The sequence below is a fragment of the Bacillus sp. AFS073361 genome, assembly GCF_002567005.1.
Classification (GTDB): domain Bacteria; phylum Bacillota; class Bacilli; order Bacillales; family Cytobacillaceae; genus Neobacillus.
This window is the reverse complement of record NZ_NUZU01000037.1, coordinates 219684-242471: the sequence shown is the minus strand read 5'-3', so window position 1 is coordinate 242471 and position 22788 is coordinate 219684. Positions and strand designations below refer to the sequence as shown.

The following is a 22788-nucleotide window of genomic DNA, read 5'->3' as shown; positions in this document are numbered from 1 at the left end:
AAATAGCACCCCTGACGGTGCTATTTTCTTATTTCTATGGTATATAACAATTCCCCTGTGATTTTTCGGATAATTTCTTCTTGATCGGGTTGAAAACACACAATGAAACAGGTGGATGGGCCAGCTGATTTAATGATATCAACAGTAGTAACCACCCGTTCTTGTGTTATCATTTCATTTGGGAACATTTGATTGAGTTCATACAGGATCCCTTTAGAACCTACCGGCCACAGCATTGCTCCCTTAATCAAACTCACCTCATGAAAAATAGCTAGCGGTGCAACCTGGTCGTTTAGTTCGATTACTTCGTTGCCAACTAGCGGCAAACCAATAACAGCTATTTTCAAGTGTTTAGTGAAAGCAAGATCAGTTATTTTAGCAGACGACTTCTTTCCCAAGACCATTAACCCTATCGCAGATTGCAGAAGTTGAAAGTTACTTTCTGTACTTCCAGTTATCCTTACATCTGAGAACTTTAGTTCAGACAGTCCCTTTTCTATTCCACTAACTAACTGATCCCATGGTTCATTACCGCAAAAATTATGGAGCAGCACTGAAACAGGTTCCCCTCCTGCTGCAATACATTCCATTACGGAAACTCTGAATGCGTAATAAGCGACCGTATCATAGGAGATATGAACATGGTCCTGCTCCTTCATTCCAATGGCTCCGCTATTATCACATGCAATAATAAGGGAGTCCCCCTCACTAAAAGGAATGGTTACGATATCCCTCATTGTTTAACATCCTGATTGTGCAATCTATGAGATACAAGTGAATTGAGACGGGGAATTGCAACCATTGCGATGACCGTATTAATGACGGAGCCAATGAGCAAGGAAGGAATAATCCCCAAATAAAATCCTACATTCATTAAATAAATAAATGGTAACGGAGCAACCAAGGAATTTCCAATGATGAAAACAACACATGCTAAAAATTTATTATTTTTATACATGACCCCAAAAACCCAAACCAACAGGGCCATTTCACCAGCAATTAAAAAGTGCAAGGGCCCTAATGGGAACCCACCGATTAACGCCGATATTAGATGCCCAAATGCCCCCACTATTGCACCTGCCCCTGCTCCAAACAAAACTGATGCCAAAAGTGCAGGAAATGCATCCAGTGCGACGCTCCCGACTATCGCTGGAATCTTAATCATAGCTCCGACCACAGACAATGCTGTTAACATGGCCAGACCGCTAACCCATTTTCCTTTCATTTACTTTTCCTCCTTCCGCTTTCCATCTCTAAACACATTGGCACTGCGAACATATTCCACATCACTGACCTTTAATCGGAAGTTGATTACTCTTGCCAGCGCAAAGAAATAATCTGATAGACGGTTTAGATACATCAACGCAAGTTCAGATGTTTTCGGATCAGCTTTTACTAACTTAACTACTAATCGTTCTGCACGTCTAGTCACTGTTCTAGCAATATGAATGGTTGCTGATGGTTTGGTTCCTCCTGGTAAAATAAATCGCTCTAACTCAGGCGCTTCTTCAATGAACTCATCGATTTTCTTTTCAAGGTAATCAATAGATTCTTGGTGAAGTTTTAATTCTCGCTTCGCCGTCACATTTGCAAGGTCCCCGCCACAATCAAATAATTCATGTTGAATTTTTTCAAGATCGGCCAGCACGTCCTTAAATAAATGGGTGTCTAGCTCTTGAATAGCCTGACCGACAAAGCAATTCACTTCGTCCACTGTACCGTATGCTTCAACGCGGGTATCATCTTTATCTACTCTTCCACCGATGATGCTCGTTTTTCCTTTATCACCTGTTCTTGTGTAAATTCTCATCTTTTCCATTCCCCTTTACTTTATTGTTTGGTTTAATCCATACCAAATGACGTCAACTTTTTCTGCTTTGGAGGCGATATCTTGATAAGCCCAACCAGTTACATCCCGCCATCGTCTATTTTCTGCCTCCATTGGAACAATTCCTTTGGATATATCAGTTCCAATCACAATTAACTTACGCTGCTCGGCTGTATTTTCCCAAGTGTCCCATTCCTCCAAACAATTTGCCCAGAATTCCCGACACTTATCGGTATCGAATCTCGCAGTTAAATCTTTTAGCCAAATTTCTACTCCTTCAAGTATGATCACTCTTTGGTCGAAATCAATTAGATTTTTCGGGATAGAGCGGCCATCATAAGCTGAAACCCAATGTTTATTCTCATAACAGCTATAGGTGTTCTTTACCCATGCCCTTTTGCCGTTAAAGGCACCTCCAATAATAAAATGCATCGTTCACCTCTCCTTAGTGCTTCTCTTTCAAAAATGAGTTCGTACCCTTGATCATGATTTACTTGCCAGGCCCAAAATTCTTTTCGGTCCGGTGCAAACCTAGATAACAGATAACGAATAACTCCACCATGAGTAATTACCGCACAGCTCTTTAGGTCTGATCTAAGAACCTCGTCGGTAATTTTTGTCCAGCCAGAGTCTACCCTCTGGGTAAATTCCTGATACCCTTCACCTTTTGGCGTTATATGTAAATTAGGAGCTTTCAGCCAGTTGCGATAGTGAACATTTTCTTTTAATTCTTCGTACGTTTTCCCTTCCCATTGACCGAAATTCATTTCTCGTAATTCTTTGATAAGTTTTATACTAGCATTTGAAAATAATCTTTCTCCTGTCTTAACACATCTTTGCAAATCACTAGAATAATAATGCTCATAATTTTTTGAACTGACGCGATCCTTTGTTTCAGGTGATAAGGGGGAATCACTCCAGCCCAAATAGGCTTTTCGTTTATTTTCTTCGGTTACTCCATGACGAAATAGTGCAATAACCACACGGTCATCCATAATAGTAACTCAATCCCTTCCACCGCAGCGCCTAAAACATCCCCGGTAATACCGCCAAACCATTTCATAGCTTTTCGGCGAAAAAGAAATGTACAGCAGGCTGCAATCAGAATTAATATACCTATAATGAAGAATTCTTTACTAAAAAAACTAACTAAAATCAGTAGACAGATTAGGTAAAAAGGATACGGCCAAAGTGACTGCGGTTTCGCTGCTTTTTGGAACAACGCTCCGAGACCTTCATTTTTGGCTGCCCTCACGGTTAACAACAGTACTCCCATAACACTTTTACTTAAAAACGGAATCATTGCAATAATGATAAAAAGTACGTTTTCAACATTCACTGTACTTTCATAAATAAAAAGAAACCGACAACTTAATAAAACTAAAATGGATAGAACTCCGAATGCACCTGTCCTAGGATCCTTCATGATTTCAAGCCTTTTCTCTTGATCTTGATAGGAAAAAAAAGCATCACTCGCATCCATCCAGCCATCGAGATGGATTCCTCCCGTCAAGAAAATTGTTGCCAGCCATAGTAAGAGGGCTGCAGCAAGATGGCTAAATGGAGTGAATTCCGAACAAAAATAGAAGATTGCTGAATAAATGATCCCTTGTAGTAATCCTACCAGCGGAAATGCCTGCACTGCCTTTTTAAGATGTTCCTGATCCATTGGCAATTCTAATTTGATCGGGATTGCCGTAAAAAATTGAATATCGATTAAAAAACCTTTCCAGAACTTCATCATTTTGTACCCCATTGATGGATGAGCTTTTTCATCAGATCCCATCTAAAGTGACTTTTCATCTCATCTGCCAAAATATCAAATCGTTTATCTTTATACACGCTAATAGATTTGACCCCTTGGACTGGCAGTGCTTTCTTTTTCCGGATCATGTTTAACCATTGATTTCTCCACTCATCATTATGAAAAAGATGGTGAAGATATGTACCAATAATTTGACCGTCATTTCCGAAATACCCCTCATCATCCCCGTTGGCTAAGGTTAAAAATGGTTTAGCCTCATTAGAAAAGGTAGTCTTTCCTAAATGGATTTCATAGCCCTCTAACCGTTGATGTGCAGGCAATCCAGTAGCTTGATGATACTGGGCATTGACAGGATTAGTTTCTTTATCTTGATAAAAAGTAGTCGTCGCTGGGATCAAACTTAATCCTTTAGCATGAAAGTTAGGAATATTTGTGTCGCTGCCAGATTTATCAATCAATTCTTCGCCAAGGATTTGATACCCACCACAGATCCCTAAAATAAAACCACCATTTGCCACATGTTTTTTGATTAAAATATCTAACTGTTTATCTTGTAAATTTTGCAGATCACGGATGGTACTTTTTGTACCAGGTATAATAATTGCATCAGGTTGTCCGAATTCACTTGCATGCTTGACCCAGCGGATTGTTACATCTTCTTCAAATAAGAATGGCTCCAAGTCACTATAATTTGAAATAAACGGGAGGTGGATGACAGCAATATCTAGTGTCCCTTTTTTCGGATAGGCAAATTGGGTCCTGATCGATAATGAGTCCTCGCCATCAATCATATGATTTTCCACAAACGGCAATACACCTAATACAGGCACACCTGTTTTCTCTTCAATCCACTGAACTCCGTCCTCAAATAAGCTGAGATCACCGCGAAATTTATTAATAATCACACCGACGATTCTTTCCCTTTCATTAGGTTCCAGTAATTCAAGCGTGCCAACAATACTTGCAAACACTCCGCCCCGATCAATATCAGCAACAAGGACAACTGGTATATCCGCCAATTCGGCCACCTTCATATTAACAAGTTCGCGGTCCTTTAAATTAATTTCAACTGGACTGCCGGCTCCTTCGATTACCACTACATCATATTTATCAGCAAGATGCTGTAGGGATTCCTTAATCACTGCTAATCCCTTTTCATAAAAGTGATCCCGATACCCGCGCCCTGAAAGGGTCTCAATCGCTTTCCCCAGGTAAACAATTTCAGCATCCTGTGCGGAACGGGGCTTTAATAGAATCGGATTCATCCATACCGATGGCTCTGTTCTAGCAGCCTCTGCTTGAATTCCTTGAGCTCTTCCAATCTCCTTACCTTCTCTCGTTACATATGAGTTATTAGACATGTTCTGCGATTTAAATGGGGTAACACTTACCCCCTCGTTAGATAGGATTCGGCACAGGGCAGTGACGATTAAACTTTTGCCCACATCTGAAGCTGTCCCCTGAATCATGAGTCCTTTCATGATATAGCCCCCTTGATAACGATCGGAATTCCAGCTTCAACTAAAAACACTTGGTCCGCCTCCTTGACTAAGTACTGATGGACTTGTCCAAGTAAGCGCCCATAAGTGAACACCATCTCATTGCCAAAGGGGGACTCATTTAAAACCTCATTACTCACGATTAACATCGTTCCCACACGTTCTTTTATAGAAGTAATCCCGGTGAGGATCGTATCTTTAACCGTGGTTAAAAATCGTTCATCCCACTTTTGCTCCGAAGAAAAAAGTTCATTATTTAATAGTGTGGTAAGACAATCTAGTAAAACCACATCCTCGGCTTTAAAATCATTTGCTATCTTTCCTATTTGAACGGACTGTTCATATGTTTTCCACTGATAGCCCCCTGTTAAGCGATCCCGTTGGTGTTTTCCAATTCGTTCCTGCATTTCTGGATCAGAAGCAACACCCGTAGCAAGATAACAAAGTCGACCACCAGTTTTACTTGCCAATTTTATTGCTTGCTTCTCTGCAAAACTGCTCTTCCCGCTCCTCACACCACCCGTTATGAAGATGAATGTTGATTCCGCCATTTAGCTAACACCTCCATTAATTGATTATTTTCTTCATGACCTTTTATAGCAAAACGCAGCCATCTTCCATCCAAGCCTGGAAAATTAAAAGTATGGCGGGGAATGATGCCCTGATGAAGAAGAAACTCAAATAATGTGAACTGATCCTGTAAATGCGGGTCCTGTAGTAAGTAAAAATTTACATCAGATGACGAAGCAATATAGTTATTGTGATAAAAAAAAGAAAAAAGCCTCTTTCTCTCACAATCAATATATTCCTGTGTTTCTTTAATAAAAGCTTCGTTTTGAAGACAAAGCTCCCCAGCTAATAACGCAATGGTATTAGTGCTCCAATGAGATTGGAGCTTGCTCAGTTCTGAAACTATTGCTGGTTGTGCGACTAAGTATCCCAAGCGGATACCTGGTATCGCAAACATCTTTGTCAATGAGCGAATAATGATTAAATTTGAAAACTTGTTTATGTATGGAACAACTGATTCATATTCGATTAAAAAATCAAAAAATGCTTCATCTAAGATGACAAGGCAATCTCGTTTTTCACACTCTTCTATAATCGAGATCATTGTTGACGGCGGATAGTGAATACCGGTTGGGTTATTAGGATTGCACAAAAACAAAGCATCCACATCTACTAGACTAGAGCGTAAATCACTAAGATTCAATGTAAAGTCTGGCTCAATTAATTGATGGTAGACAATTTCACATTGATTGACCCGACATACTTCTTCATATTCTGAAAAAGTCGGCTCGACGAGAAGGACTCTTTTGCGAGCAAGCATTCGACCAAGCAGCGTAATCAATTCTGCTCCACCATTGCCAATTAAAATAGTATCCCTCTCGGTTTGTTCTGCTTTTGAAATCATGTTCGTAAGCTTTATGGCAAACGGATCTGGGTACACATGAATTTCTCGAAAAAAATCCACCCACTTTTCCTTTAGTGAAGGTGGTGGACCAAGTGGATTTATATTTGCGCTAAAATCGATAAACTCCTTTGGGAGCGCTAACCCCATAGCTTTATATAAATATTGCGGATTCGATCCATGTGATGGCCAACTCAATGAGTATTCCCCCTATCCATAATAGTAGTAAAAACAGAAAAACCGTCCTGCTAAGAATAGAATTGGCGCCAAGGATCTGTGATGCTTGGATTATTTGAAACGGGTCACCCATTTTTGCGCGGTTAGATAAGTTTCCTTTGTAATAGTTGATACCACCTAGCTGGATCCCTAAAATAGCTGCAACAGCCGCCTCTCCCCAGCCGCTGTTTGGGCTTGGGTGCTTTTTCGCATCACGGAACAAAATCATCCATGCCTGCCTAAAACCTGTCTTTTCTGGTCGACTTCCAATCAGCATGGTCATGCCTGTTAATCGACTGGGAATCCAATTCATCACATCATCCCATTTTGCAGAAGCCCAGCCAAATTCTTTATATCTATCGTTCATGTGGCCCACCATTGAATCACATGTATTTGTGGCTCGATAAACCATCGCCAGTGGTGCCCCGCCAATGAGTGCCCAAAACATGGGGGCAGTCACCCCATCACTTGTATTTTCAGCCACCGTCTCAATTGCCCCCCGAGCAATTTCACCCTCATCAAGGTTTTCTGTATCACGGCCAACAATATAAGAAAGTTTTTTCCTCGCTTCAGAAAGTTCCCCTGCACTTAATGGTCGATAGACTTCTAGTGCCGCTCCCTTTAAACTCTTTTGAGCAATAGTTGTTGATATAATGATACTTTCTATTAATATCCCAACAAATGGCTGAACACGATAACTTGCCAAAATTACAACGAATACAAGTGAATAAACAAAGAGTAAAATAAAAAGGAGCATTCCCACCCCTTTCCATTTTTTAAACTTTCCCTTATTTAATCGTTTTTCAAGAAATGAAATCATTGTACCAATCCATTTAACAGGATGAGGCCAGTGGGGTGGATCGCCAATAAACATATCGATAATGTACGCAATGGTTATCGCGGCTAAATGATAAACTAACATGTTCGTTTCCTTTTGCTTGATTTTTGAATCGCTTCTGTCGTGCATTGATAAACAGCTTTGCTAATGAGCTTTCCTAATGGGGTTATCGTTCCTGCATATTCCAGCACCTCGCCAGATTGGGTAGCAGCAATTAATATACTATCGGTCGAGGTTCCAGTCGCGAAGGTTCCGGTCACTTCATCCATTACTTTTAGATCATTCATTGCCTTAACCTTTGTTTCAGTGGCAGTCATGATGCTTTGAATAAAGGCTTCTTCAGTTAACTCCCCTTCGATAAATATCCATGTATTAATGGTTCCAGGTACCATATCAAATGAATGTAGTTCACTCTTGGAAGCATCAATCGCATTTCCAACCCCTGCTGTTACCACTACAAATATCGAGAAGCCAGTACCCGTATATCTTTTGTAAACAACATCTTCCAAAATTACTGCTGTCATCATGCCCACTGTTTCCGACGGTTCAAACCCTTTTGATTTTAGAAATAAGGCCATCTCTCTGCGATGGTCACTACATTCGTAATCCTTATTGACATGTCGATTCACAAACGACTGATGCCATCCAGTCCCCGAACCAATTACTCCTGAGGACATGGTTCTTAACGGCATGGGAGAAGTTAATTCAATCCATTCTTCTGACATCTGTAACCTCGACTCATCAATTGTAAACATGATATTGTTGTGATTTACTTTTGGCAATAATGCCATCTGTGGCGCAGCGACTCTAGGATGAGGGTGTTTTTGAATGTCGGTATGGTAGACGTCTCTGATTCGTTCTTCACGAAGGACCTCATTCGGAATGTGATTGATATTAATCCGTCCGTTTTCAAGGAGGAGCAGCCGGTCACAATAAAGCCCCGCAAGGTTTAAATCATGAAAAATAGAGATGACCGTTAAACGATTTTCTGATGTCCATTGTTTTAAGAAATCTAACAATTCCTTTTGATAGGATAAATCTAAATGATTTGTTGGTTCATCTAATAAAAGAATTTCAGGCTCCTGGGCTAAAGCTTGTGCAAGAAAAACTCTTTGTTTTTCCCCTCCTGATAACTCCTGAATATTTTTATTTTGGAATCTTGAAACACCAATTTGCTTCATTACTCTTTGAACAACTTCTTCATCGACGGAACCCCATGATTGAAACAAACCCTTTTGATGGGCATAACGCCCGAGTGAAACGGTCTCTTTCACCGTATAAGAGAAAGATTGTGAGGAATGTTGGGACAGAACAGCAATTATTTTGGCCAATTGTTTTGCCTTGTAATGCTGGAGCCGTTTTCCGTTGATAAGGATTTCACCTTTTTGGATTGGTAAAATACCGCTTAGCATTTTTAAAAGGGTTGTCTTCCCACTTCCATTCGGTCCGAGGATTCCAAAAAGTTCTCCCTTTTCCACTTCAAAAGAAATCTCCTCCAGTACTGCTTCGCTCGTGTATCCGCCAGAAACCTGTTGAACGCTTAGCATCCATTAACCACTTCTTTCTCTCCTTTTTCTTTGTAGCAGGATTATTGCAAATACCGGAGCCCCAATTAAAGCAGTGATAACACCAATGGGTAATTCTGTTGGAGAAATGATCATTCTTGAAATCAAGTCGGCTAAAATTAAAAAACCTGCCCCCGATATGATAGACAAAGGAAGAAGCTGACGATGATCAGGACCCCATAATAATCTCGACAAATGTGGAATGACCAGACCAACAAAACCAATGGTGCCTGACACCGCAACGGCTGCCCCTGTTAATATCGAGCCTGCAGTCAAGATTAAGAGCTTTCTTTTATGTACATTAACACCAATATGTTGTGCCCGTTCTTCCCCAAATGACATCGCATTTAGCTCCTTGGCATTAAAAAGCAATAAACATGAGCCAATGATGAAAAAGGGTAAAATAATTTTTATGTAATCCCAGCCTCTCATTGAAACACTTCCCAAAAGCCAGCCTATAATCTGCCGGAGTTCATCCCCAGTTAGTGCAATCATAAGCGAAATTATGGCTCCTAAAAAGGAACTGAAAATAATACCTGTTAATATAATGGTTTCCACTCGCATCGATTGTTCGATTTTACTTGCAAACATGAGAACTAGGAAGATTGTAAAAAAAGAGAATAAGATACTTAACAATGGTAATGTAAAGGATCCTATGAAGGGAATGGAAAGCTGAAAAAACAGGGTCAACACCGCCCCCACAGACGCTCCAGAGGATACACCTAATGTATAAGGATCTGCTAACGGATTTCTAAGCAGCCCTTGAAAGGCTGCCCCTGCAATAGCAAGGGAAGCTCCAACAAGACCTGATAAGATTACTCTAGGCAACCGAATATTTAAGACAATACTCGTATACATTGGGTCAAATTTCTCCAAGGAAATGAGCCCGAATAACTTTGCACTAATAATCTTTATAATAGTTAAGATTGGAACCGAAACCGTTCCTATCGAAATACCTATTAATATAGAAAGAATCAGGAAAACTCCAGCTATACAATAGGCTAAATACTTATTATTTAAAAACTTCAGGATAGACAGCCTTCGCAAGATCTTCTACTCCTTCAACAATCCTTGGGCCTGATCGAGTCACACGATCAGAATCCACATCAACTACATGCTGATTCTTTACAGCGTTGACCGTTTCCCAGCCCTTCCTTGTTAATACTTGATCGACAGGATTCTTGACATAGAATCCATAGGTAGTGACGATAACATCAGGATTTCGTTTAATCATGGCTTCTTGGTCAATTTTAATCCAGCCTTCTTGATCGTTAGCAATATTTTCAGCATTTATTACACTTAGCATTTGATCCATAAACGTATTCTTTCCAGATGTATAAATTTCTGGAGCTGGTGAAACCTCAACCAATACCTTTTTCTTTTCTTTTATCTCTCCAGCCTTTGCTTTAATTTCTGCTAATTTATCTTTCATCCCAGTGATGATTTCATCAGCTTTTGCTGTTTCACCAGTGGCTTTCCCAATCAAATCTATAGAATCAAAGACTTGATCAAAGTTTTGCGCGTCATTAACAACTAAAACAGGAATCCCTGCATCTTTTAACTGCTGAAGCCCAGCTTCAGAACTAGAAGCCCAAGAGGCATGTGCTAACACTAAATCTGGCTTTAAGGAAATAATTTTTTCTAAGTTTATTTCTTGGCCGCCAACTTTCTCCTTTTTGGCTGCCGCTTCTGGATAATTGTCGAAATCGGTTACTCCCACTACTTCCTTATCAAGACCTAAGGCAAAAACAATTTCAGTATTACTTGGGATCAGAGAAACAATGCTTTCTGGTTTCTTTTCAATAGTAACTTCCGCTTTGGTTGCATCTGTAATCGTAAGTGGATAGGTAACTTCCGCTGTTTTCTTCTCTACACTAGTATTTGAATCTTCCTTTACCTGGTCTTTCTTTTCAGCACAACCCGCTAACACTCCTACTGTCAATAATACTACTAACAGCAATGAATACAACTTCTTCATTTTTCTCCCTGCTTTCTTTGTAAAGTATCATGTATGTAACAAAAAATAAATTTTTTCTTGTGCTAAACAAAATACGTGGATAACAACAAAAAACATCTCCAAAATGAAATGGAGATGTTGGTTTGATAGATTCAGGTTACTAGCATAAGTAAAGAGAGTCTAGCCTTCAACACCTTCCTATCCTCGTAGGTTATTGGCGCACAAGAATTAGGCAGGTTTCCTGGCTCATGATCATCGCTTCCTATGCCTTCCCATCGTATACGACAGTGACACAATATAGGTTGCTCCCATTTACAGTGGCGGGACCGCGTTGGCTTATACCAACTTCCCTTTTAAGCTTAAAATCATCTGAGAAGATTTTAGCACCTAAATTTAAAATAATATTTTTTTGTTATTTTTATTATAGAAAATGAGAAAAGATTTGTATATGATTTTTTACAACAAGTTATTGCTCAATATTTCTGCATAAATTTGCCATTTCAATCGCAACCGTTGCTGCATCCCAACCTTTATTTCCTGCCTTTGTACCAGCTCGTTCAATGGCTTGTTCGATTGAATCCGTTGTTAACACTCCAAAAATAACAGGAATGCCACTTTTCAAATTGATCGCAGAAACACCCTTTGCTACTTCATTACAAACATAGTCAAAATGTGGAGTTGAACCGCGAATGACCGTTCCAAGTGTAATAACCGCATCGTATTTATTACTATTGGCCATTTTTTGAGCGATTAATGAAATCTCAAATGCCCCCGGAACCCACGCAAGGTCCACATCTGACTCGCTAACTCCATGTCTTTTAAGTGCATCCTGTGCACCGCTTAATAATTTACTAGTAATAAATTCATTGAAACGTCCAACAACTATTCCAATTTTTAACCCAGAACCAACTAAATTTCCTTCAAAAATATTTCCCATGTGTATGCCTCCATCAATTGTTTTGTGTAGTTGAGCTTTAGAGCGGTAATCTATGCTTCCCGCTTAACCATTCGTTCATTTTTCATTCTATATTCAACTAGATCTTTAATCGTAATCATTTTAAGGTTCATTCTCTCTGCAATTTTAAAAAGATCAGGAACGCGGGCCATCGTTCCATCCTCATTCATAATTTCACAAATAACCCCTGCAGGCTTCGCACCGCATAATTTGGCAAGATCAACAGCTGCTTCTGTATGCCCTTTTCTATTCAGAACTCCACCTTGTTTAGCAACGAGTGGAAAAATATGTCCTGGTCTTAAGAAATCACCGGCTTCTGATTCGGGGTCAACCATACTCAAAACTGTTGCGGATCTTTCAAAAGCAGAAATGCCAGTGGTAGAGAATTTATGATCGATACTGACAGTAAAGGCAGTTCGTTTCGGATCTGTGTTGTTGGTAACCATTGGATGTAAGTCAAGCTTATTAGCTAAATCCTCGTCAATAGGCACACAAATTAGGCCTCGGCCGTGAGTGGCCATAAGATTTATGACCTCAGGTGTAGCTTTTTCAGCAAGGGAAATAAAGTCCCCTTCATTTTCCCTGTCCTCGTCATCACAGACAATGATAACCTTACCTTCCTTTAGGTCCGATAATGCTTCATCAATTGTATTAAACACAGTTACCTCCCCTTTCAATTTTATTTAAAAAAATCCATGCTCTTCTAAAAAATTAGCGGTTATCCCCTTGCTGCTTTTTTGCGGAGGTTGATTAGAAAAATTAGTTATAAAATGACCAACATATTTTCCTATCATATCGCATTCTAAGTTTACAATATCCCCTGAACCCTTCTGTCCAAGAATCGATTCTGACAATGTATGCGGGATAATGGATAATGTAAAACTATTCTCCGAAACAGCAAATACGGTTAAGCTTGTCCCATCCACCGCTATCGACCCTCTTAAGATTACATATCGCAATAATTCCTCTTCGGCTTCAATCTCATAGTAAATCGCATTTTCAAGTGATTGTTTACTTTTTATTACACCTGTTCCGTCAATATGTCCTGAAACGAAATGACCGCCAAACCTTCCACCCGCTGCCATAGCCCGCTCAAGATTTACTTTGGACCCTCGTTTTACCATACTTAAACTGCTAGCTCTGACCGTTTCCGGCATCACATCTACTGTGAACAGTTTACCCGTAAAGGATGTAACCGTCAGACAAACCCCATTAACCGCAATACTGTCCCCAAGATGGACATCGTTTAGTATTTTATTCGCTTCTATGTTCAATACAAACGACTCGCCAGTCCGCTGGATGTTTGCGACTACGCCAATTTCTTCAATAATTCCAGTAAACATATTGTCCAAACTCCTTACTATGTTTCCCTTTGATTCTGCCCAAAAAATTAAAAAAGACCCTAAAGACAGTTTGTCATCAGGGTCTTGAAAAAAAGACAATAGAAAATAAAGGCTTAAAAATAGGTACACTTCACCCTATTGTTAATCCTGTCTTTTCCTTCTCCCATCCAGACTTTAACTGTCGGCCCTGGAGTTTCACCAGATCCACCGCTTAACATATTAATGTTAACCGGGTCACGGACTAAGAAGCATAGCTTCATCACCGCCGGTTAGGAATTTCACCTGACCCCGAAGGAAATTATTTAAATATATACTTATATGTTATGACATTTCATTCTAATAGTAAAGCTATTAGCTTAACTATATTGCACTAAAAACACAATTAATAACCAGAACTTAGCTTACCGTCATAATTTTACCAACTTATTTATTGTTTATAAGTCTTTACAGGTAAATAAATATCAAAATGTAATTCACCAGTCTCATTTTGATGTTTATGCTCTTCTTTATACACTTCCAAACTTAGGGCATTGTGATCATGTTCATATCCATATTCTTCCATCCAGGCATAGATTTGTTTATATGTACTTTCCACTTTTTCATGACTTCCTTGATGTGTAGCAAATACATAATTTTTACTTGGAATCGTAAAACCAACCATACCATCTGGGATTTCCTCAATTTTTTCAACTGGAGTTGTAACATAATAAGTAAATTCTGTTTCTCTGCTGTGAAAAGGTGCGATCAAAACAGGGTCTTTGGTTTGATATGATACTTCTTCTAGCCGATCTATCATCTTTTTAAATAGACCTGGGAGTGTACTGATTTGTGAATAAGTTCCGTTCCATGAAATTCCAACAACCTTCATTTCTTCTTTTTCTATTACTTGGATACTCATGCTAATCCCCCTTTTGAATTATCATATTAATATAATTCTCACCGTCACTCTTAAACTCCTGCAAAAATAATTCGACTAAATTCATTCCAAATCGTCCACACATGTATAGGTATTAAAATTAACGGACGTTATTCCAAAAATGAGAAATAACGTCCAAATTTTTTTAACTATCTTTTTTTAAATGATGTCGTAAATTTTATTATTTGGATGAAAATAGCATATAATGGACTTAGCACATTAATAGGAGGATTTTTTATGAGTAATGAAAATCAAACAAATCCACAGGAAGAACCCAAGAAGAAAATAAGTCTACAAGAAGCGATGAAACAACAACTGCAAAATAAGAAGAACAAATCTGCCGGAGGAACTTCAAGTTCAAACAACTCGATGGCAACTAAAAAGCTGCAAAGCCAGCAAACGAAAAAAGTAAGTAATTCGCGGAGAAAAATGGGTGTCTAGTGGTCAGAATCGAGTAGATATTTCCCCAGGTGCACTTGTCAAAATTGTCCTAAAAGTAGATCAACGAAGCGGGAAACTAACAGAGGGGACCGTCAAGGATATATTAACAAAGTCCAGTTTTCATCCTCACGGCATAAAGGTCAGGCTTACGGATGGACAAGTTGGCAGAGTTAAGGAAATAAATAATTAGTTTAGAAAGTCCTCTTTGCACAATGATGCAAAGTGGGCTTTTTTAATGGAAGTAAAAAACAGACCCAAAAGGCTTGGGTCTGTTTATTGGCGGGTCATTATGATTTACGGACGTTTACTGCTTGTGGTCCACGTTGGCCACTTTCAATTTCAAACGTTACCTCTTGACCTTCGTCTAATGTTTTGTATCCTTCGCCTTGAATAGCAGAAAAGTGAACAAATACATCTTCTCCACCTTCACGCTCAATGAATCCAAAACCTTTTTCACTGTTAAACCATTTTACTTTACCTGATTCCATTCTTTGTAGCCTCCTAGCATGTAACTATTACATGTAAATTGCAAATTGATTGCATAATTATTTTTACCCATTTCCTTTTTACCTATACCATAACAATTTTAAAAATTTTAATTGGATATAAAATCTTTATAAAACCCATTTGTGGATTGCTTTTGCAACTCCGTCTTCCTCATTTGTGGTAGTTACCCAATCCGCTGCTTCTTTCACAAGATCTTGTGCATTTCCCATTGCAACTCCCATGCCAGCTGCCTTGATCATCGCCAAATCATTAAGACTATCACCTACGGCCATTACATTTTTCATATCCAATCCCAGCCTGTTACAAACAATCTCCAGACCCTTCGCTTTATTAATACCGGCCGTATTCACTTCAATATTTTTCAACGTAGAATTACTAAGTTCAAATTCACCTTTTGCCTGTAATTCTTTCATGATTATCTCTCTGGTTTCATCATCATCGATATTAAAGCCAAATTTCATCCATTCTAAAGTATGCAAGTCCTCCGGCATTTCATTATGCCAATTGCGTTCCGTGCTAATCGCCCAAAACTTAGTCTTATGTTGCAGCGATAACCTCCACATCCACTCAACAAGTTCAGACTTTACCAAGTTCCTCTCTACTAATTGACGTTGATCATCCCATATTTCACTACCATTAACAGTGACTAAATAAGAATCAAGCTCTAATGAATCAGCATGCTCTCTGCTCGTCAAAAGTGAACGGCCTGTACTAAGAACCACATAGATTCCTTTTTCCTTAGCAGCTTTGATGGCTTCACGATTTGCTTCCGATACCTGTCCTTTATTATTTAAAAGCGTACCATCCATATCGAGTGCAACTAGTTTGACTTCAATGTCATTATTAAAATTATCCATATGTATATCAAGCTCCCTTCCATACTTTTCCTATAATAAGATAACATCATTTCTAAAAACTAATCAAACATTAAGTTTACATAATATAGTTATAATAAATACTCTGACAAGTATCTTGCAATTTTCTTATAATCCTTTAATAAGTAACCTATAGGCGCTCTATTGCATATAGTACCCATAAGCCAAGAATAGAAAGGTGTTTAATGATGCCATCGGTTGTTATCAATTTATATTATCTAAAAATAAACAGTATTTCGGGCAATGGCTCCATAACTATAGGGGAAGCATCTCATAACAGTCCCACAGCCAATAGTAAATTACAAGGAATTAATGCTTCATATGGAGATACTTCACCAACTGAGGCAATGATGGAAAACCTGTTAAATGATCCAGACGTTAATGATCAAACCTCTATTGGAACTACTGATTCTACTAATGTCAATACACCAATTCAACCTGTACCACCAATCTAAAATTATAGGAGTTATCTGATATGCCATATCAAATAAATATTTTAAATTTCAAGATAAATGGAGCCACCCAAAACGGGAATGTTGATATCGGTCCTACTGTGCATAACAGCCATACTGCAAATAGTAAATTTGTGGGAGCAAATTTCACTTTAGGTGATTTATCACCAGCCACTTCTTTAATGTCCTCAGGCAATATAGATACAGATATTAGTGATCAGGATCAAATAGCTAACCCATCTATGCCTATAGCTAATCAAATTTAAAGGAGCAGCAATATGGATATAGAAAAAATGAGAAGATGGCTAGAGATTACTAACGAGTATAGAGAGAGCAATTTTTGGTCTAGCGTACTAAAGCAAAAACAACCAGATGAATTTTTTAGAGAAGTATCGCTTAATCCAAAATTTGACTTATACCAAAATGATTATTATAACTTTATTATTTTTGAAATACCTGGGGTAAATCCAGAAGATGTTTCGCTTAGCTTAATTTCAAATAATCATTTAAAAATTAATGGCAGAATAAAACCTGTTTTACCATTAGAAATGGAAATGAAGAGAGAACGCGAATATGGTGATTTTGAACGAGTAATTGACCTACCTGAACCAACACAGGCTCATTTAATACATTCACAAATTAATAATGGACTACTTCATTTATCTTACCCTCGAAATAAGAAGTGACTAGAGTGTTTATCTCCAATATCATAAAGACTTATTGCAAAAGATTTCCCTTCTATGATTGTAGAAGGGTAAACTTGTTTTGTGATTAAATCATATGCACACTCCTTTTATTAGTATGAAATTACTTACGATTGTTCATGGTAATTGATTATATGAAACAATTACTAATTATTTCAAGTTTTAAGAAAATAACAATAATAAAAAAACGCCTGTCAAAAACAAGCGTTTTAATGTGGTGCTATTAATGATGGTGATGGACACCCATGGTTGGGTTAGTAATCAGCCACTCTTCTTTCGGTAATTGGAAATATTGAATCCAAATACTATTTAGGTTTGGGTCATTTTTATCAATAATGAAATCAATTTCTTTATCGCTTGTGACGACAACATCATTTTCTGTTGGTGTATCAAGCTTTAAATCATAATGGGCATGGTCACCATGAATACTTGTGACATACACACGAAAAAGTTTTCCTTGTGCTTCTTCTTGTTCTAACATTTTTTTCAAAGCTTTTGCTGCATTACGATTCACTTTTACCTTCATTTTTGGCTCTCCTCATCTATGTATTCCTACGTATTATCCCACTTTTTTGCAAAAATAGACAATGATTAGTTTTGAACTAAAAATACTTAATTTACCAGGTAAAAATTTACATACATTCTTTTCCTCGATAGGAATTTTAAAACCTTAACAAATTTGTCACAAATTAATCGAAAAACGTGTATAAACATCACAGCATTATTGTTAATATAGGTTTTAGAAAAGACTAACGGACTAATTACTATTAAATAATAACTAATTTAAATTAGGCTTAATCAGTACATGGAAGCAAAAAAAGAAGTAATTCAGTCTTGTTTGTGAAAGGTTTCACGATTATAATCGTAAAAGTGAACATTTGGAAGGGAGAAAAATTCATGTTTAAAAAAAGCTACTTAATTCCACTGTTAGCTTTAGTACCAACTATGCTTTTAAGCGGATGTACGAATATGGTCGTCTTTGATCCAAAAGGACCTGCCGCACGTGACATTCTAGATTTAATTAACTGGTCACTTATTTTTATGTTGCTAGTGGTTGTCGTTGTTTTTGGTTTATTTGGATATATTATCTGGAAATATCGGGCTAAGCCTGAAAATGCAGATTACGAACCACCTGAAGAACATGGAAGCACAAAATTAGAAATAATTTGGACTGTCATTCCTATTCTTATTGTAATTGCTTTAACGATTCCTACTGTTAATACAATCTATAAGTTAGAAAAAGTACCTGCTGGATATGAAAATAAAAAACCAATTACCATTAATGTGACTTCTGCCGATTGGAAGTGGATTTTTAGCTACCCTGAACAAGGGATTGAAACTGTGAACTACGTGAATATTCCTGCTGGCACACCTGTGCAGTTTAAGTTAACTTCTGCAGGTACAATGCAGTCATTCTGGGTTCCTGCTTTAGGCGGTCAAAAGTATACCATGAACAAGATGGAGACAGAGCTGTACCTTACAGCTGACAAGCCTGGTGAATTTTTAGGAAGAAATACAAACTTTAACGGTAAGGGCTATGCTGAAATGGAATTTACGGTTGAAGCAAAATCCCCCCAAGCCTTTGAAAAATGGGTAAAAGAAGTTAAAGAAACTGCTCCTAAGTTAACAGAAAAGAAATACAATCAACTTCTTAAGCCTACACACTTAGGACGTGAAACATTTATTGGAACACATCTTGCCTGGGTAAACCATGCGGATATGAATTCTAAAACTTATACAAATCCTGAATTGTACGAAGTACATGGCGTAAAAGGAAAGATTTTCAAAGAAAAAGAAACAAATAGTCATTCTATGGACATGGAAGGTATGGAAAGCATGGACAAGAGTGAAAAATCAGATGGAGGTGAGCACAATGAACATTAATTGGCATGACTTTTTTATTGTTGGCAACCCATTAATACTAGGTTCTCAGATTGCTATTCTCTTAACAATGATCGGAATTGTGGCTGGGGTTACCTATTTAAAAAAATGGAAATGGCTCTGGAGAGAATGGTTAACAACCGTTGATCATAAACGAATTGGGATTATGTATATCCTCTCTGGTGTATTAATGTTTTTCCGTGGCGGTGTGGACGGCCTCTTAATGAAGGCTCAAACCTCACGTCCAGAAATGAAATTTTTAGATGCGCAACATTACAATGAAATTTTCACTACACACGGTGTCATTATGATTTTGTTTGCAGCAATGCCATTATTAATTGGCTTAATGAACGTGGTAATCCCACTGCAAATCGGTGCTCGTGACGTCGCATTCCCACAACTTAACGCGTTAAGCTTCTGGCTGTTCTTTAGTGGTGCGATGCTGTTTAATATTTCGTTTGTTGTCGGTGGTTCTCCAGATGCTGGTTGGACTGCATACTTCCCTCTTGCAGGTAAAGAATTTACTCCTGGAATCGGGAATAACTATTATGCGATTGCCCTGCAAATTGCTGGGATTGGTACCCTGATGACGGGTATAAATTTTATTGTCACTATCTTAAAAATGAGAACAAAAGGCATGACACTGATGAGAATGCCAATGTTTACTTGGACTTCATTCATTGCTTCGGTGATTATTGTTGCTTCATTCCCAATTTTCACGGTTGCACTTGCATTAATGACGTTTGACCGGATCTTTGGAACCCATTTCTTCACCTTAGCGGGTGGCGGTATGGATATGATGTGGGCTAACCTTTTCTGGTTATGGGGTCACCCTGAGGTATATATCGTTGTCCTACCCGCATTTGGAATGTTTTCTGAAGTTATTTCAACATTTTCAAGAAAAATGCTTTTTGGCTATAAATCTATGGTTTTCTCGATTGTTGGTATTGCGTTTTTAAGTATGCTCGTTTGGGTCCACCACTTCTTTACAATGGGAGCTGGACCAGGAGTTAACTCCGTTTTCTCCATTACGACGATGATGATTGCTATTCCAACGGGTGTCAAAATGTTTAACTGGTTATTCACGATGAGAAAAGGTCGAATTGAGTTTTCCACTGCGATGCTTTGGGCACTTGCATTCATTCCATGCTTTATCATCGGTGGTGTAACTGGCGTTATGCTCGCAATGGGCGCGGCCGATTACCAATACCACAACACCCTATTCCTTGTCGCTCACTTTCACTATGTGTTAATTCCTGGTGTTGTGTTTGCGGTATTTGCTGGACTTTATTACTGGTGGCCAAAAATGTTCGGCCATATGCTCAATGAGAAAATTGGTAAAATACATTTTTGGTTCTTTACCATTGGATTTAACTTAACGTTTATGCCAATGTTCTTCCTAGGATTAGATGGTGCGGTGCGTCGTTCGTACACTTATTCTGCTGAATCTGGCTATGCACCATTATTCCTATTATCTACTATTGGTGCAGTTATCTTAGCAATCGGCTTTGGCGCACTTTGCTATAACATTTATTGGAGTGCACGCTATGCAGACCGTAATATTTCAAACGATCCATGGGATGCAAGAACGCTAGAGTGGGCAACTGCTTCACCTCCTCCATTCTATAATTTTGCGAAATTGCCTGAAGTGAAATCTGTTGATAGCTTCTGGTATATGAAAAAGAATAACGAAGGATTGACGTTGAAAGACGAAGAAATTGAAGAAATCCATATGCCAAGTAATTCCGGCTTACCAATCTATATGGGCGTAATCTTTGGCATTGCTGGTTTCTTCCTAGTCTTTGAATGGAAAATTGCGGCTCTTGTAGCCACTGTTGGAATACTTATTGGGTTAATCATTCGTTCATTCGATTACAACGATGGTTTCCATGTTCATGTTGACGAAATAAAGGAAACGGAAAAAGCATGGCGTAACGTCGATAAAGGGGGGAACAGCCATGTCAGCTAATGTAAACACTGCCTTACCACTCGAATATCAAACAGAACAGAACCGAATGAATATTCTCGGTTTCTGGATTTTCCTAGGAGCGGAGATTATTCTCTTTGGGACTCTCTTTGCGGTATTTTCTGTCCTTAGTGCGAGATATGCTGGAGGTCCAACTCCAAAGGACCTTTTTGAAATAAAAGATGTTATGGTCGAAACGATCCTTTTATTAACTAGTAGTTTTACTTGCGGTCTTGCCATTTATGAGATGCGCCGTCATAACCGGAATGGATTATTGTTATGGTTTATCATTACCCTTCTCCTTGGTGCTGGGTTCGTGTTCATGGAGATCACAGAATTTATCCATTATGTTCATGAAGGAGCTACCATGCAAACAAGTGCTTTCCTCTCTAGCTTCTTTGTATTACTTGGAACACACGGTCTGCACGTGAGTATGGGTATTGGCTGGGCGACTATGGTTATTATCCAAATACTAAAACGAGGGTTAACACCTGTTACTGCTCGTAAAACTTTTATCATCGGTCTATATTGGCACTTTTTAGATGTTGTCTGGATTTTCATTTTCACATTTGTGTATTTAGCAAGGATGGTGGCATAAATGGCTAAAAATACAAAAGGATTTCCACTTACGCATGTGTTAGGTTTTATTATGTCATTAGTACTAACCTTCGCCGCACTTGGCGTAGCACTGAAAACCAATCTTCCATTTAAAACAATACTCTGGATTATCGGCTCTTTAGCTGTAATCCAGGCTGCCCTTCAGCTATATATGTTCATGCATATGAACGAAGGAGAAGACGGCAAATCCCAAATCATCAACGTCGCTTACGGATTCTTCATCGCCTTCGTAACCGTTGCTGGTTCAATCTGGGTTATGTCTTTCGGAATGTAAATAAAAAGGTGTCAGGCACCATGTGAAGAATTCACATGGTATCTGACACCCTTTTTTTGTTCTTATTTTTTTATTCCACCATTACTTTTTCTCTTTCTTCTTACTAATTGGAAAATGATAAAAGCTATGTACAGCGGGATTGCCACATAGATGAAATACGGAAAGCGATGCTGCTCTTTTTTGAAGACGAGGTATATCGCATACCCTAGGAAAAGCGTGACGATAATTCCGTATTTGGGTAATGGGACATCTTTCAAGCTTGGAATTTTTATCGTGCTCACCATTAAATAACAGATGATAAAAAAGGCAATGGGCAAAATGAACTCTGGCATTTTACCTTGGAATAAGGTAAGTAGTGTTAGTAATCCTCCCCCTGCAGTGATGGGAACACCGGTAAAATAATGATTTGAAGATTTAACAGCATTAATATTAAACCGGGCTAATCGGTAGGCTCCGAATAAAGGAAATAATCCTGAAATGGCCATCCCTGCCACACCAAACTCTGAGAAATAGGAATAATAAGCCATCATTGCCGGTGCAACACCAAAAGTTACCACATCTGCTAACGAATCTAACTCTTTCCCCAACTCACTATCCACTCGTAACATTCGTGCAATCCTGCCATCCATACTGTCGAGCATCATCCCTATTAATATTAAAATGGCAGCATTTTTGTAATCCCCCTGGGCGGAATACATGATGGATAAATATCCGAAAAACAAATTAGAAATGGTAAATAAATTAGGAATACTGTTTCTGATAATATGTATCACTCCA

At 38.5% G+C, this 22788-nt stretch carries 29 protein-coding genes, 1 pseudogene and 2 riboswitches; of the genes and pseudogenes, 9 read left to right on the top strand and 21 right to left on the bottom strand.

Going from position 1 to position 22788, the window contains the following annotated elements:
- Positions 1–20: 20 nt before the first annotated feature.
- The 17 genes and pseudogenes from COJ96_RS18775 to COJ96_RS18695 all read right to left on the bottom strand — a co-directional run bounded on the left by COJ96_RS18775 (position 21) and on the right by COJ96_RS18695 (position 14275).
- Positions 21–737 (bottom strand): ATP-binding protein, encoded by a 717-nt coding sequence (locus COJ96_RS18775; RefSeq protein WP_098575325.1) that lies wholly within the window; start codon positions 735–737, stop codon positions 21–23.
- Positions 734–1225 carry an ECF transporter S component gene (locus COJ96_RS18770; protein WP_098575324.1) on the bottom strand — a complete coding sequence of 164 codons (492 nt, stop codon included), beginning with the start codon at positions 1223–1225 and terminating at the stop codon, positions 734–736. Before COJ96_RS18770 ends, COJ96_RS18775 begins: the two co-directional genes overlap by 4 nt.
- Positions 1226–1810, bottom strand: coding sequence for a cob(I)yrinic acid a,c-diamide adenosyltransferase (locus COJ96_RS18765; protein ID WP_098575323.1), 585 nt, complete (start codon positions 1808–1810; stop codon positions 1226–1228). It lies immediately after the preceding gene.
- Positions 1811–1825: 15 nt separating this feature from the next.
- Entirely contained in the window at positions 1826–2260 is a 435-nt protein-coding gene (locus COJ96_RS18760) for a bifunctional adenosylcobinamide kinase/adenosylcobinamide-phosphate guanylyltransferase (protein WP_098575322.1), read from the bottom strand.
- Positions 2212–2823 carry a histidine phosphatase family protein gene (locus COJ96_RS18755; RefSeq protein ID WP_098575321.1) on the bottom strand — a complete coding sequence of 204 codons (612 nt, stop codon included), beginning with the start codon at positions 2821–2823 and terminating at the stop codon, positions 2212–2214. The genes COJ96_RS18760 and COJ96_RS18755 overlap by 49 nt, the downstream gene beginning before the upstream one ends.
- Positions 2781–3572, bottom strand: coding sequence for an adenosylcobinamide-GDP ribazoletransferase (gene cobS / locus COJ96_RS18750; protein ID WP_306460603.1), 792 nt, complete (start codon positions 3570–3572; stop codon positions 2781–2783). The genes COJ96_RS18755 and cobS overlap by 43 nt, the downstream gene beginning before the upstream one ends.
- Complete coding sequence (locus COJ96_RS18745) at positions 3569–5074, bottom strand: cobyric acid synthase (RefSeq protein ID WP_098575319.1); 1506 nt, start codon at positions 5072–5074, stop codon at positions 3569–3571. Before COJ96_RS18745 ends, cobS begins: the two co-directional genes overlap by 4 nt.
- A complete protein-coding gene (locus tag COJ96_RS18740; protein WP_098575318.1) occupies positions 5071–5643 on the bottom strand; it encodes a bifunctional adenosylcobinamide kinase/adenosylcobinamide-phosphate guanylyltransferase in 573 nt (190 codons plus the stop codon). Before COJ96_RS18740 ends, COJ96_RS18745 begins: the two co-directional genes overlap by 4 nt.
- On the bottom strand, positions 5616–6701 hold the full coding sequence (gene cobD / locus COJ96_RS18735; protein ID WP_098575317.1) for a threonine-phosphate decarboxylase CobD: 1086 nt from the start codon (positions 6699–6701) through the stop codon (positions 5616–5618). The genes COJ96_RS18740 and cobD overlap by 28 nt, the downstream gene beginning before the upstream one ends.
- Entirely contained in the window at positions 6658–7641 is a 984-nt protein-coding gene (gene cbiB / locus COJ96_RS18730) for an adenosylcobinamide-phosphate synthase CbiB (protein WP_098575316.1), read from the bottom strand. The genes cobD and cbiB overlap by 44 nt, the downstream gene beginning before the upstream one ends.
- Positions 7635–9104, bottom strand: coding sequence for an adenosylcobinamide amidohydrolase (locus COJ96_RS18725; protein WP_098575315.1), 1470 nt, complete (start codon positions 9102–9104; stop codon positions 7635–7637). The genes cbiB and COJ96_RS18725 overlap by 7 nt, the downstream gene beginning before the upstream one ends.
- A gap of 3 nt (positions 9105–9107) precedes the next feature.
- Positions 9108–10169, bottom strand: a complete 1062-nt coding sequence (locus COJ96_RS18720; RefSeq protein WP_098575314.1) for a FecCD family ABC transporter permease — start codon at positions 10167–10169, stop codon at positions 9108–9110.
- Positions 10135–11100 carry an ABC transporter substrate-binding protein gene (locus COJ96_RS18715; protein ID WP_098575313.1) on the bottom strand — a complete coding sequence of 322 codons (966 nt, stop codon included), beginning with the start codon at positions 11098–11100 and terminating at the stop codon, positions 10135–10137. The genes COJ96_RS18720 and COJ96_RS18715 overlap by 35 nt, the downstream gene beginning before the upstream one ends.
- Positions 11101–11293: 193 nt before the next feature.
- Positions 11294–11485, bottom strand: a riboswitch (cobalamin riboswitch).
- Between the two features lie 60 nt (positions 11486–11545).
- Complete coding sequence (ribH, locus tag COJ96_RS18710; protein WP_098575312.1) at positions 11546–12016, bottom strand: 6,7-dimethyl-8-ribityllumazine synthase; 471 nt, start codon at positions 12014–12016, stop codon at positions 11546–11548.
- A gap of 56 nt (positions 12017–12072) precedes the next feature.
- Positions 12073–12693, bottom strand: a pseudogene (gene ribB / locus COJ96_RS18705) (3,4-dihydroxy-2-butanone-4-phosphate synthase); the annotation flags it as partial.
- 24 nt (positions 12694–12717) lie between these two features.
- The gene (gene ribE / locus COJ96_RS18700) at positions 12718–13377 is read right to left on the bottom strand and encodes a riboflavin synthase (protein WP_098575310.1); all 660 of its coding nucleotides are present in this window, start codon (positions 13375–13377) and stop codon (positions 12718–12720) included.
- Between the two features lie 151 nt (positions 13378–13528).
- Positions 13529–13677: riboswitch (FMN riboswitch) on the bottom strand.
- Between the two features lie 127 nt (positions 13678–13804).
- Entirely contained in the window at positions 13805–14275 is a 471-nt protein-coding gene (locus COJ96_RS18695; protein WP_098575309.1) for a GyrI-like domain-containing protein, read from the bottom strand.
- Between the two features lie 255 nt (positions 14276–14530).
- Between COJ96_RS18695 and COJ96_RS18690 the strand changes: the two genes are divergently transcribed.
- Both COJ96_RS18690 and COJ96_RS18685 read left to right on the top strand, forming a co-directional pair.
- Complete coding sequence (locus COJ96_RS18690; protein WP_098575308.1) at positions 14531–14734, top strand: hypothetical protein; 204 nt, start codon at positions 14531–14533, stop codon at positions 14732–14734.
- Positions 14727–14924, top strand: a complete 198-nt coding sequence (locus COJ96_RS18685; protein ID WP_098575307.1) for a YwbE family protein — start codon at positions 14727–14729, stop codon at positions 14922–14924. The genes COJ96_RS18690 and COJ96_RS18685 overlap by 8 nt, the downstream gene beginning before the upstream one ends.
- 97 nt (positions 14925–15021) lie before the next feature.
- Here the strand turns inward: COJ96_RS18685 and COJ96_RS18680 are convergent, their stop codons facing one another.
- Together COJ96_RS18680 and COJ96_RS18675 are read right to left on the bottom strand one after the other, a co-directional pair.
- Positions 15022–15222 (bottom strand): cold-shock protein, encoded by a 201-nt coding sequence (locus tag COJ96_RS18680; RefSeq protein WP_026566955.1) that lies wholly within the window; start codon positions 15220–15222, stop codon positions 15022–15024.
- Positions 15223–15348: 126 nt separating this feature from the next.
- On the bottom strand, positions 15349–16098 hold the full coding sequence (locus COJ96_RS18675) for a Cof-type HAD-IIB family hydrolase (RefSeq protein ID WP_098575306.1): 750 nt from the start codon (positions 16096–16098) through the stop codon (positions 15349–15351).
- Positions 16099–16304: 206 nt separating this feature from the next.
- On the opposite strand from COJ96_RS18675, the gene COJ96_RS18670 reads away from it, so the two are divergent.
- From COJ96_RS18670 to COJ96_RS18660, 3 genes are read left to right on the top strand one after another with little or no spacing between them, the layout of a single operon-like run.
- Positions 16305–16571 (top strand): spore germination protein, encoded by a 267-nt coding sequence (locus COJ96_RS18670; RefSeq protein ID WP_098575305.1) that lies wholly within the window; start codon positions 16305–16307, stop codon positions 16569–16571.
- 20 nt (positions 16572–16591) lie between these two features.
- Positions 16592–16834 (top strand): spore germination protein, encoded by a 243-nt coding sequence (locus COJ96_RS18665; RefSeq protein ID WP_098575304.1) that lies wholly within the window; start codon positions 16592–16594, stop codon positions 16832–16834.
- Between the two features lie 12 nt (positions 16835–16846).
- On the top strand, positions 16847–17254 hold the full coding sequence (locus COJ96_RS18660) for an Hsp20/alpha crystallin family protein (RefSeq protein WP_098575303.1): 408 nt from the start codon (positions 16847–16849) through the stop codon (positions 17252–17254).
- 241 nt (positions 17255–17495) lie between these two features.
- Here the strand turns inward: COJ96_RS18660 and COJ96_RS18655 are convergent, their stop codons facing one another.
- A complete protein-coding gene (locus COJ96_RS18655; RefSeq protein WP_098575302.1) occupies positions 17496–17798 on the bottom strand; it encodes a heme biosynthesis protein HemY in 303 nt (100 codons plus the stop codon).
- A 371-nt stretch (positions 17799–18169) separates the two neighbouring features.
- Here COJ96_RS18655 and qoxA point away from each other — a divergent pair, with 371 nt between their 5' ends.
- From qoxA to qoxD, 4 genes are read left to right on the top strand one after another with little or no spacing between them, the layout of a single operon-like run.
- Complete coding sequence (gene qoxA / locus COJ96_RS18650) at positions 18170–19156, top strand: cytochrome aa3 quinol oxidase subunit II (protein ID WP_098575507.1); 987 nt, start codon at positions 18170–18172, stop codon at positions 19154–19156.
- Positions 19146–21122 (top strand): cytochrome aa3 quinol oxidase subunit I, encoded by a 1977-nt coding sequence (gene qoxB, locus COJ96_RS18645; protein ID WP_098575301.1) that lies wholly within the window; start codon positions 19146–19148, stop codon positions 21120–21122. Before qoxA ends, qoxB begins: the two co-directional genes overlap by 11 nt.
- A complete protein-coding gene (gene qoxC / locus COJ96_RS18640) occupies positions 21112–21717 on the top strand; it encodes a cytochrome aa3 quinol oxidase subunit III (RefSeq protein ID WP_026566947.1) in 606 nt (201 codons plus the stop codon). Before qoxB ends, qoxC begins: the two co-directional genes overlap by 11 nt.
- The gene (gene qoxD / locus COJ96_RS18635) at positions 21718–22011 is read left to right on the top strand and encodes a cytochrome aa3 quinol oxidase subunit IV (RefSeq protein WP_098575300.1); all 294 of its coding nucleotides are present in this window, start codon (positions 21718–21720) and stop codon (positions 22009–22011) included.
- 62 nt (positions 22012–22073) lie between these two features.
- Here the strand turns inward: qoxD and pssA are convergent, their stop codons facing one another.
- The gene (gene pssA / locus COJ96_RS18630) at positions 22074–22784 is read right to left on the bottom strand and encodes a CDP-diacylglycerol--serine O-phosphatidyltransferase (RefSeq protein ID WP_180230176.1); all 711 of its coding nucleotides are present in this window, start codon (positions 22782–22784) and stop codon (positions 22074–22076) included.
- Positions 22785–22788 lie beyond the last annotated feature (4 nt).